General features: G+C 36.9%; 3 protein-coding genes. All 3 read right to left on the bottom strand.

Features of this window, described 5'->3' with window-relative positions; translation table 11 throughout:
* Positions 1–213 precede the first annotated feature (213 nt).
* On the bottom strand, positions 214–513 hold the full coding sequence (locus Q8907_17065) for a type II toxin-antitoxin system RelE/ParE family toxin (protein ID MDP4275981.1): 300 nt from the start codon (positions 511–513) through the stop codon (positions 214–216).
* Positions 506–754 (bottom strand): hypothetical protein, encoded by a 249-nt coding sequence (locus Q8907_17060; GenBank protein MDP4275980.1) that lies wholly within the window; start codon positions 752–754, stop codon positions 506–508. The genes Q8907_17065 and Q8907_17060 overlap by 8 nt, the downstream gene beginning before the upstream one ends.
* A gap of 251 nt (positions 755–1,005) precedes the next feature.
* Positions 1,006–1,348: TRAM domain-containing protein (locus Q8907_17055; protein MDP4275979.1), on the bottom strand; the 343-nt coding region annotated here is incomplete at its 5' end.

Here is a 1,348-nt window from a genome sequence, read left to right as displayed (position 1 = left end):
GATGATGGGGGACGTAATTTTTCCAAAATAACATTCCCGGTTATCTGTGCAAATGGTTACAAAATACAGGCCATTTGATCCATTATCCCAATTTTGCAACCCCACCGGAGGATATTGGAATTTGTTCTGGAATTTTTCTGGCATGATTTAAACCATAAATTTATCAGGATATTTAATCACACCGCTCAGAGTCCTATTTGGAGAGTGCCGGGTTTATTTATAAATCAGGGTATTGGGATCCTGTCTTGTATCGAAGATTCTTAGAATTTCTACCTGACTTTTACCATCTCGATAATACATTGTATTGTGCTTTGTCAGGACACATTTTCTTATTCTTTTCTTTTTATTGATGATAGGAAATTGTCTTGGATTTATGGCTATTTGTCCGAGAATAGTTTCAGTTAAATCAATAAACTGAATCGCTACTTTTTCATCCCAATTCTTGTAGAGATAATCAAGAATCATTGCAAAGTCACCTTCAGATAGTGGAGACCATACAACCTGTTTAGGCATGAGAATATTTCTTACGGAATTTATCTAGAATTGTTTTATTCGGAATCCCTTTCCCGTTCTCAATTTCTTCAATTGCATTTAATATACCATTTTTTTGATTATCTGATAACTTTTCCCAATCGGAAATATCTTTTTGTCCATTAATATAATTAATCAACAAGCCGTATACTTCTTCAAGTTTATTTTTTTCAAGATTATCTATCTGACGAAACAGTTTAAGCTTTAAATCAGATACTGTCATGGTAAAATATTTTCTCAAAGATAATAAAAAAGTAAGTCAATTAACTATAATGCCTGGTCGGTCATAGCTTCTATACCCCCATATTACGATTATTTCCTAATAAGAGTGGAACTACAAACCTGCCTCAAACCAGGATCGTTCTATAAAGTTATAAAACAGAAACACAAAAAAATGATTATTATGAAAATTTTAAAATAAACGGTGGAAATCAGACAGATTCACTTCAAGTGAGGGAAAACATTAAATTGTGGTCAATTCACCATCGTCCCAATCAGGGTAGCGGAGGTATTCCGGTTGACTTTAACTTTGACATAATCGCCTACCCGGGCATCTTCAGCCGGGAAAACAACTACCTTATTCTGCGAAGTACGGCCGAACAGTTCGGCTTCCGACTTCTTGGAGACGCCTTCCACCAGCACTTCGACAACAGAGTCCACGTCCTGCTCTTTGTTTTCGGCGGACAATTCGTTTTGCAGGGCGATAATTTCGCTTAGCCTGCGGTTCTTCACTTCCTCAGGCACGTCGTCTTTCAAATGCCGGGCGGCATAAGTTCCGGGACGTTCGGAATATTTAAACATAAAGGCAAAATCGTAT

The organism is Bacteroidota bacterium (assembly GCA_030706565.1).
GTDB lineage: Bacteria > Bacteroidota > Bacteroidia > Bacteroidales > JAUZOH01 > JAUZOH01.
Note: the sequence above shows the minus strand (reverse complement) of the source record. Positions and strands in the feature narration are given on the sequence as shown.